Genomic DNA, 8,164 nt, shown 5'->3' with positions numbered 1-8,164 from the left:
TCGGGATCCCGGTGCCGGGCCGCGCGCCCATCGTCGCCTGTCGCGCGGCCCGCTCACCTACCGGATCACTGGCCGTCGAGGTCGGAGCTGACCAGCTCGGCCAGGTGGTCCAGCGCGGCGTCCGCGCCGTCCCCGTCGGCGGCGAGCACGACTTCGTCGCCGTGGTCGGCGCCCAAGGTCATCAGCCCGAGGATGCTGCCTGCCTGCACCGGCTCGGTGTCGGCCTTGCGGATGCTGATCTGCACCGTCTGGGCCGCGGCGGCCTTGGCGACCAGTGCGGCTGGACGCGCGTGCAGACCGACCTTGCTGGCCACGGTGACCCGTCGCTCAGGCATGGGATTCCCTTTCGTGCGTTGCGGGATGGAAACGACGTGCGCGGGTTCGGTGCGTCAAGGCTTGCCGCTGCTTCCCGTTGTACCGGTGTCCGTGCTCGTGCCGGTGCCCGTGCCCTGCCCGGCCGTGCCGGACCCGCCGGAGGCTTGGGACTGCTGGCTCTCGTCGAGCAGCCCGCCGCCTTCGGCGCTGTCTTCGCGGCCGGGCGTGCGCAGGTTCCACTTGGTGATCACGAACCGGAACACGAAGTAGTAGATCACCGCGTAGCCCAGCCCGATCGGGATCAGCCACAGCGAACGCTGCGCGATGCCGAAGTTCAGCACGTAGTCGATCGCTCCGGCCGAGAACCCGAACCCGGAGTGGATGTCCAGCCAGTTCACCAGCGCGTGCGAGCTGCCGGTGAGCACCGCGTGGACCAGCAGCAGCGGCCACGCCACGAAGATGAACGAGAACTCCAACGGCTCGGTGATACCGGTCAGGAACGACGTCAGCCCCACCGAGAGCATCACCCCGCCGACGGTCTTGCGCTGCGCGGGAGGGGCGCTGCGCCAGATCGCCAGCGCCGCGGCGGGCAGCGCGAACATGAAGATCGGGAAGAAGCCGGTCTGGAACGTGCCCGCGGTCGGGTCGCCCTCGAAGAACCTGGCGATGTCGCCCTTCTCGCCGTGGTAGTCGCCGAACAGGAACCACACGACGTTGTTCAGGATGTGGTGCAGCCCGAACGGCAGCAGCAACCGGTTGGCCACGCCGTAGATCCCGCCGCCGATGACCGCGTTCGTGGTGACCAGGTCGCTGAACGCGGTCAGCCCCGCGTCGAACAGCGGGAACACCAGGCCCAGCACCGCGCCGATCACCAGCATGGACACCGCGGTCACGATCGGCACGAACCGCCGCCCGCCGAAGAAGCCCAGGTATTCCGGCAGCTTGATGCGGTGGTAGCGCTGCCACAGCCACGCCGCCACGAGACCGGCGATGATGCCGCCGAGCACGCCGTACGGGCCCTTGTTGAAGGTGGTGCCGTCCTCCTGGCCGGTGATCTCCCACATCACCCCGGAAAGCACCAGGTAGCCGACGGCGGCCGACAGCGCCGTCGAACCGTCCGCTTTGCGCGCGAAGCCGATCGCCACACCGATCGCGAACAGCAGCGGCAGGTTGTCGAACAGCGCACCGCCCGCCGCGCCGATCACGCCGGCGACGGCCTGCACGCCCGGGACGCTGCCCAGCAGGTCCTCCTGCCCGAGCCGCTGCAGCAGCGCGGCGGCGGGCAGCACCGCGATGGGCAGCATGAGGCTGCGGCCGAGCCGTTGCAGCAGCGCGAAACCCTTGCTCGAGCTGCCGCCTCCCGAGCCGACGGTCATGGGGCTACCTCCTCCGATGGGTGGCCGGGCGCTCCGGCCTGTCGCGCTGATTCATGGCACAGCGCCGGGTCTTGGGAAAGCACTCGTTCTCGGCAGCGGTCCCGATCTCGCGAGCGGACCGGGTCCTGGGAAAGCACCGGCTCTTGCGGCCGCACCGGCATCGTCACCTGGTACGCGTCTCCTCGATACCAGGAGGTCATGTCCTCGACGGGCTTGCCGCGGGCGGTGCTCACCCGGCGGAACACCAGCAGCGGGCTGCCGGGGCGCACGTTCAGCAGGCGGGCGTTGTCCGCATCGGCCCCTTCGGCGAGCACGGTCTGCATCGCCTGTTCGAGCCGCACACCGTAGTGCCGTTCCAGCAGCGAGTACAGCGATCCCGTCAGGTCCTGCTCGAGCAGGTCCGGCGTGGCCTGCGGGTGGTACCAGCCGCGTTCCACGGCGAGCGGCACGCCATCGGCTTTGCGCAGCCGGAACAGCCAGTAGGCCGGTTCGTCCGGGAGCAGCCGCAGCGATCGCGCGGTGTCCGGCGGGGGCGGGTCTTCGGCGTGGTCGAGCAGCACCGTCTCCGGCCGCATTCCGCGGTTGCGCATGTCGTCGGTGAACGACGCCAGGTGCAGCCGGGAGTCGACGCGGCTGGTGAACGTGCCCTTGCCGCGCACCCGGACCAGCACGCCTTCGCTGACCAGCTGGCCGATCGCTTCGCGCACGGTCAGTCGGGACACTTCGTAGCGCGCGGTCAGCTCCCGCTCGGAGGGCAGCGCCGCGCCGGGACCGAGGTGCTCGGTGGCGAGCTCGCGCAGGATCTCCCGCAGTTGGGCGTGCTTCGGCGTCGGCCCGTCGGTCAGCGCGCGCGGTGTGCTGCGCTGGGCGGTGCGCTGCGGCACTACGGATCTCCTTGGTCCGGGTGTTCCCCGGCTCGCCGGGCGGTCGGCCCGCTGGTCCGGCCGGAAGCGCCGCGCGGACCGCGGTGGTTGGTACTGTCCGGTCTAAACCAGTTGATGCGGAAGAATGGAGCGCCACGCGGACGGGTGTCAAGGTGGGCTCGTTTTCGTTGCCGCATTGACATTCGGTGACGCAAGATCGACCGAGTGCGAGATCCTCTCCGGGTGAGTAGCGCCAGGGGTGGGCCTCTGGAGGACGAAGGGAGCACGGGGTGGCCGACGACAAGGCCGCCGCGATCCTGGCCGCGCTGGGCGGCGGGGGAAACGTGGTGGAGATCGATCCGTGCATTACGCGCCTGCGCTGCAAGGTCCACGACGAGGCACAGGTCGACGAGGCGGCGTTGAAAGCCGCGGGCGCGCACGGGGTGCTGCGCCAGGGCGAGGTCGTGCAGGTCGTGGTCGGCCCGGAGGCCGACAGCCTCGCCGAGGACATCGAGGACCTGTTGTGAGCATCGAGGTCGCAAGCCCGGTCGCGGGGCTGGCCGCGGCGCTGTCGGACGTGCCGGACCCGGTGTTCTCGCAGGCCATGGTCGGTCCTGGCGTCGCGGTGAAGCCGACGGCCGAAGCCGCGGACGCGGTCGCGCCGATCGCCGGGACGGTCGCCACGCTGCACCCGCACGCCTTCGTGGTCGCTTCGGCGGGCGGCACCGCGGTCCTGGTGCACCTGGGCATCGACACGGTGCAGCTCAAGGGCGAGGGATTCGAGCTGCACGTGGCCAAGGGCGACCAGGTGGCCGCGGGGCAGCGCATGGTCTCGTGGGACCCGGCTGCGGTCGAAGGGAAGGGCTTCTCGTCGGTGTGCCCGGTGGTCGCGCTGGACGTGGCGCCGGACGCTCTCGGTGATCTCCGCGAGGACGGTCAGGTCGCTGCCGGCGATCAGTTGTTCACCATCGACGGCCACGCCTGATTTTCGCTGCTGCAGCGGAGCTCGGGTTCCTCCCGGTCCAGCGGTGAGGAGCCCGTTTTTCCTGGTAACTGCGCTGGGCTGGGCGCTTTTCCGGATGCGGTCGGAGTCGCACTGCGGGGCGAGCCGACACGCCGAGGCGTGTTCTCCGATGACTGCACGTGTTCGAACGCCACGCTGGGTGCATGGAAACGATGACCGTGCTCGCGATGGTGTTGGGCGGTGCCTCGGGCGCCGCGGTTGGACGGCTCGGCGGGGCCGTGCTGAGTCGGCTGCGCCGCGGAGTGCGCCCGCCGCCATGGAGCTGCGAGACGGCGGTCGCGGTGCTGTGGGCGCTGGTGGCCGCCCGCACCGCCGCCGGTGCCTTACCGGTGTGGTGGGCGCCGGTGCCGTTGCTGCTGGCCTGGGGCGGTGTGTTGCTCGTGGCCTGCGATCTGCTCGCCTCGCGGCTGCCGGACGCCCTGACGCTGCCTGCGTATCCAGCGCTGTTCGCGGCGATCGGGGTCGCGTCGTGCGCATCCGGCTCCCCGGTGTCGATCGGCGCTGCTTTGCTGGGAGCGGGCTTGTTCGCGGGCGTCTACCTGCTGGTCCGGCTGATCGCACCGGCGTCCCTCGGGCCGGGAGACGTGAAGCTGTCCGGGGCGCTCGGCGCCGCCGTCGGCGCCGTCGCGCTGCTCGCGGTGCCGCTGTCGATGTTGGCCAGCGCCGTGCTCACGCTGCTGCACCTCCGAAGATCCGGCGGCGCTGCGGCCCCGCACGGCCCGGCCATGCTGCTGCCTGCGTGGCTGGTCACGGCGGTGGGGCCGGTTCCATCCGCGCCGGTCGGAGGTGGTTGAGCCGCTGCACCCGCGAAACCCCCGGGCAGCCGCGGCGTGGCAGGATTTGCGGTGTGATGCGCTGGATGACTGCCGGAGAATCGCACGGCCCCGCCCTGGTCGCGGTGCTGGAGGGAATGGTCGCCGGAGTGGAGGTGACCACCGCCGACATCGCCGCCGAGCTGGAGCGGCGCAAGCTCGGCTTCGGCCGCAGCCCGCGGATGAACTTCGAGGCGGACGAGCTGGAGATCATCGGCGGCGTCCGGCACGGCCGCACCCAGGGCGGCCCGGTGGCCATCCGCATCGCCAACACCGAGTGGCCCAAGTGGGAGCAGATGATGGCCGCGGACCCGGTGGACGAGGACGTGCTGTCCTCGCTGGCTCGCAACGAGCCGCTCACCCGGCCCCGGCCCGGCCACGCCGATCTGGCGGGAATGCAGAAGTACGGCTTCGACGAGTCCCGCCCGGTGCTGGAGCGGGCCAGCGCCCGGGAGACCGCGTCCCGGGTAGCGGTCGGCACCGTCGCGCGGCGGTTCCTGCGCCAGCTGCTCGGGGTCGAGATCGTCAGCCACGTGGTCAGCCTCGGCTCGGTCAGCGTGGCGGGCGAGGCCATGCCCGGTCCGGACGACCTGGACGCGATCGACCACAACCCGGTGCGTGCCTTCGGCGATGAGGCCACCGAGAAGATGATGGCCGAGGTCGACGCGGCCAAGGCCGACGGCGACACGCTCGGCGGCGTCGTGGAGGTCATCGCCTACGGCCTGCCCGCGGGCATCGGCTCGCACGTGCATTGGGACCGCAAGCTGGACGCCCGGCTGTCCGCGGCGTTGATGAGCATCCAGGCGATCAAGGGGGTGGAGATCGGGGAGGCGTTCGCGAACGCGGCGCGGCGCGGCAGCGCGGCGCACGACGAGATCTACCCGGCCGAGGGGGCTCGCTGGGTCAGCCGCGGCAGCAACCGCGCAGGCGGGCTCGAAGGCGGCATCACCAACGGCGAGCCGCTGGTGGTGCGGGCGGCGAAGAAGCCCATCTCCAGCCTGCCGCGCGCGCTGGCGACCGTCGACGTGGCCACCGGTGAGCCGGCGCAGGCGATGCACCAGCGCTCCGACATCACCGCGGTGCCGCGAGCGGCCGTGGTCGCCGAGACGATGGTCGCCCTGGTGCTGGCCGAGGCGGTGCTGGAGAAGTTCGGTGGTGACTCGCTGCCGGAGACCCGCCGCAATGCCGAGGGGTACTTGGCGGCGCTGGCCGAGCGCGCCGAGAAGCGGCAGGTGCGCTGATGCCGCCCCGCGCAGTGGTGGTCGGCCCGCCCGGATCGGGCAAGACGACCGTGGGCAAACTGCTCGCCGAACGTTTCGGCGTGCCGTTCCGGGACGTCGACGACGACATCGTGGAGCTGGCGGGCAAGCCGATTCCCGAGATCTTCACCGCGGACGGCGAGGACGCCTTCCGCGAGCTGGAGGAGCGGGCGGTGGCCGCCGCGGTCGGCGCGCACGACGGCGTGCTGTCCCTCGGGGGCGGTGCGGTGCTGTCCGACCGCACCCGCGAGCTGCTCGCCGGGCATCCGGTGGTTTTCCTGTCGGTCGGGCTGGCCGAAGGCGCCCGTCGCGCGGGTCTGGCCGCGGGTTCCCGGCCGCTGCTGGTCGGGGTGAACCCGCGCGCGATGTTCAAGGCGCTGCTGGAAGCCCGCCTGCCGCTGTACCGGGAGGTGGCTCTCGTCGAGCAGCCCACCGACGGCATCGAGCCGTGGCGGCTGGCCGAACTCGTCGACGAACAGCTCGCCGCGGCCCGCGGGTCGGATCCCGCGAGCCCAGCCCCACGGGCGCGGATCGAACGTGAATAATCGCCCCTAGGCGTTCCGGGGCGTTCGTCGCCCCGGCCGAATCATGAACAGGGGATGAGTGGAGACGATGCCCGAACCGGCGCGGATCAGGGTCGAATCCGAGCGGCCCTACGACGTGGTGCTCGGCCGCGGTCTGCTCGGTGACCTGGTCGAACTGCTGCACGGTACGTCGGTGGTGGCGCTGGTGCACCAGCCCAGCATCACCAACACCGTGGAATCTGTGCGCGAGGAGCTGGCCGCCGACGGCATCGACGCGCACCGCGTGGAGGTCCCGGATGCCGAGGAGGGCAAGAGCCTCGCGGTGGCCGGGTTCTGCTGGGAGGTCCTGGGCAAGATCGGCATGGACCGCGGCGGCGTGGTGGTGTCCTTCGGCGGCGGCGCGGTCACCGACGTGGCCGGGTTCATCGCGGCGACCTGGATGCGCGGCGTCCGGGTGCTGCACGTGCCGACGACGCTGCTGGGCATGGTCGACGCGGCGGTCGGCGGCAAGACCGGCATCAACACCGAGGCGGGCAAGAACCTGGTCGGCCTGTTCCACGAGCCGATGGCGGTGCTGGTCGACCTGGCCACGCTGGAGAGCCTGCCGAGCAACGAACTGGTCGCGGGCATGGCCGAGATCGTCAAGTGCGGCTTCATCGCCGACCCGCGGATCCTGGAGCTGATCGAGCAGGACCCCGAAGCGGCGGTCGACCCCGCCGGCGAGGTCCTCGGAGAGCTGATCCGCCGGGCGATCCAGGTGAAGGCGGACGTGGTCTCCGCCGACCTGCGCGAGTCCCACCAGCGCGAAGTGCTCAACTACGGGCACACCTTGGCGCACGCCATCGAACGGCGGGAGCGCTACCGCTGGCGGCACGGCGCCGCGGTCAGCGTGGGCCTGGTCTTCGCAGCCGAACTCGCCCGGCTGGCCGGTCGGCTCGACGACGAGACCGCCGACCGGCACAAGCGGGTCCTGGCGCTGCTGAACCTGCCCACCTCCTACGACCCGGACGCGCTGAGCCAGCTGCTGGAAGCGATGCAGGTCGACAAGAAGACCCGCTCCGGCGTGCTGCGGTTCGTCGTGCTCGACGGCCTGGCCCGTCCTGGCCGGTTGGAGGGCCCGGACCCGTCGCTGGTCGCGGCGGCCTATTCGGCGCTGACCGGTGAGGAGCGCAAGCAGGCGGGTTCGGCGGTGTTCCTGTGAAGGTGCTGGTGCTCAACGGCCCCAACCTGGGCCGGCTCGGTTCGCGGGAGCCATCGGTCTACGGCGCCACCACCTACGCGGACCTGGTTTCGATGTGCGAGCGGACCGGCCGCGAACTCGGCATCGAGGCGGAGGTCCGGCAGACCGATCATGAAGGCGAGATGGTCGGCTGGCTGCACGAGGCCGCCGACCTCGGCGCCCCGGTGGTGCTCAACGCGGGCGCGTGGACGCACTACTCGATCGCGGTGCGGGACGCCGCTGCGCAGCTCACGGCCTCGCTGCTGGAGGTGCACATTTCCAACGTGCACAAGCGGGAGCCGTTCCGCGCGCACAGCTACCTGTCGGACATCGCCACCGGCGTCATCGTCGGGCTGGGCGTGCGCGGATACCTGCTGGCACTGCGTTGGCTCGCCGAGGAGAACACCGCCGAGGCGTGAGCTCCGGGCGAACACGGCGAACCGCTGCCCGCGTCCCGCTAGACTGATCGCGGGTCCTGTCCGCAAGGACCGTCCCCGAGCGTTTCGGGGAACCGAGGGGAAGGTCTTCGCCGGGCATGTCGCCACGCTCCCGTCGGTCCGAGTCCGCCGGCAGGTGGTTACCCCTGGCCGCGGTGCTCGCGCTGAGCACCGCCTGCGCCACAGCCCCCGCGTCCTCGTTGCGGCCCGCACCCGGATCACCTGCCGAACCGGCGCCCACCACGACCCGCTTGCACGTCGCGGAGCAGTGGCGGAGCGAGTCGGTGGTGGCCTCCGGCGGCTCCGCCGCGCCGTACGACTACGGCCCGACCGTG

General features: G+C 71.5%; 10 protein-coding genes and 1 pseudogene. 8 read left to right on the top strand and 3 right to left on the bottom strand.

Features of this window, described 5'->3' with window-relative positions:
• Nucleotides 1–65: 65 nt before the first annotated feature.
• Genes IJH84_RS22160 through IJH84_RS22150 form a run of 3 tightly spaced genes read right to left on the bottom strand, consistent with a single transcriptional unit; the run spans nucleotide 66 to nucleotide 2,575 of the window.
• Nucleotides 66–335, bottom strand: a complete 270-nt coding sequence (locus IJH84_RS22160) for an HPr family phosphocarrier protein (protein WP_200069815.1) — start codon at nucleotides 333–335, stop codon at nucleotides 66–68.
• 54 nt (nucleotides 336–389) lie between these two features.
• Nucleotides 390–1,691, bottom strand: coding sequence for a PTS transporter subunit EIIC (locus IJH84_RS22155; RefSeq protein ID WP_295148518.1), 1,302 nt, complete (start codon nucleotides 1,689–1,691; stop codon nucleotides 390–392).
• Nucleotides 1,688–2,575 (bottom strand): GntR family transcriptional regulator, encoded by an 888-nt coding sequence (locus IJH84_RS22150; RefSeq protein WP_200069813.1) that lies wholly within the window; start codon nucleotides 2,573–2,575, stop codon nucleotides 1,688–1,690. The genes IJH84_RS22155 and IJH84_RS22150 overlap by 4 nt, the downstream gene beginning before the upstream one ends.
• 269 nt (nucleotides 2,576–2,844) lie before the next feature.
• Between IJH84_RS22150 and IJH84_RS22145 the strand changes: the two genes are divergently transcribed.
• The 8 genes and pseudogenes from IJH84_RS22145 to IJH84_RS22110 form a co-directional block, all read left to right on the top strand.
• Nucleotides 2,845–3,081, top strand: a complete 237-nt coding sequence (locus IJH84_RS22145) for a glucose PTS transporter subunit EIIB (RefSeq protein ID WP_200069812.1) — start codon at nucleotides 2,845–2,847, stop codon at nucleotides 3,079–3,081.
• On the top strand, nucleotides 3,078–3,539 hold the full coding sequence (locus IJH84_RS22140) for a PTS glucose transporter subunit IIA (protein WP_200069811.1): 462 nt from the start codon (nucleotides 3,078–3,080) through the stop codon (nucleotides 3,537–3,539). Before IJH84_RS22145 ends, IJH84_RS22140 begins: the two co-directional genes overlap by 4 nt.
• 182 nt (nucleotides 3,540–3,721) lie before the next feature.
• Nucleotides 3,722–4,372: a prepilin peptidase gene (locus tag IJH84_RS22135; RefSeq protein WP_295148512.1), complete on the top strand. Its 651-nt coding sequence runs from the start codon at nucleotides 3,722–3,724 to the stop codon at nucleotides 4,370–4,372.
• A gap of 53 nt (nucleotides 4,373–4,425) precedes the next feature.
• Nucleotides 4,426–5,631, top strand: a complete 1,206-nt coding sequence (aroC, locus tag IJH84_RS22130; protein WP_295148507.1) for a chorismate synthase — start codon at nucleotides 4,426–4,428, stop codon at nucleotides 5,629–5,631.
• A complete protein-coding gene (locus IJH84_RS22125; protein ID WP_200069809.1) occupies nucleotides 5,631–6,194 on the top strand; it encodes a shikimate kinase in 564 nt (187 codons plus the stop codon). The genes aroC and IJH84_RS22125 overlap by 1 nt, the downstream gene beginning before the upstream one ends.
• A 67-nt stretch (nucleotides 6,195–6,261) precedes the next feature.
• Nucleotides 6,262–7,374 carry a 3-dehydroquinate synthase gene (gene aroB / locus IJH84_RS22120; RefSeq protein ID WP_200069808.1) on the top strand — a complete coding sequence of 371 codons (1,113 nt, stop codon included), beginning with the start codon at nucleotides 6,262–6,264 and terminating at the stop codon, nucleotides 7,372–7,374.
• A complete protein-coding gene (gene aroQ, locus IJH84_RS22115) occupies nucleotides 7,371–7,811 on the top strand; it encodes a type II 3-dehydroquinate dehydratase (protein WP_295148499.1) in 441 nt (146 codons plus the stop codon). Before aroB ends, aroQ begins: the two co-directional genes overlap by 4 nt.
• Nucleotides 7,812–7,984: 173 nt before the next feature.
• Nucleotides 7,985–8,164, top strand: a pseudogene (locus tag IJH84_RS22110) (beta-xylosidase); the annotation flags it as partial.

This window comes from Saccharopolyspora sp. (assembly GCF_017434145.1).
Lineage (GTDB): Bacteria > Actinomycetota > Actinomycetes > Mycobacteriales > Pseudonocardiaceae > Saccharopolyspora_C > Saccharopolyspora_C galaxeae.
The sequence above is the reverse complement of the archived record's forward strand: the minus strand, read 5'-3'. Positions and strand labels throughout refer to the sequence as shown.

Excerpts from the sequence above, each read along its gene's own strand:
- IJH84_RS22160 (WP_200069815.1), bottom strand. The coding sequence starts at position 335 with ATGCCTGAGCGACGGGTCACCGTGGCCAGCAAGGTCGGTCTGCACGCG.
- IJH84_RS22155 (WP_295148518.1), bottom strand. The coding sequence starts at position 1,691 with ATGACCGTCGGCTCGGGAGGCGGCAGCTCGAGCAAGGGTTTCGCGCTG.
- IJH84_RS22135 (WP_295148512.1), top strand. The coding sequence starts at position 3,722 with ATGGAAACGATGACCGTGCTCGCGATGGTGTTGGGCGGTGCCTCGGGC.
- IJH84_RS22125 (WP_200069809.1), top strand. The coding sequence starts at position 5,631 with ATGCCGCCCCGCGCAGTGGTGGTCGGCCCGCCCGGATCGGGCAAGACG.
- aroB (WP_200069808.1), top strand. The coding sequence starts at position 6,262 with ATGCCCGAACCGGCGCGGATCAGGGTCGAATCCGAGCGGCCCTACGAC.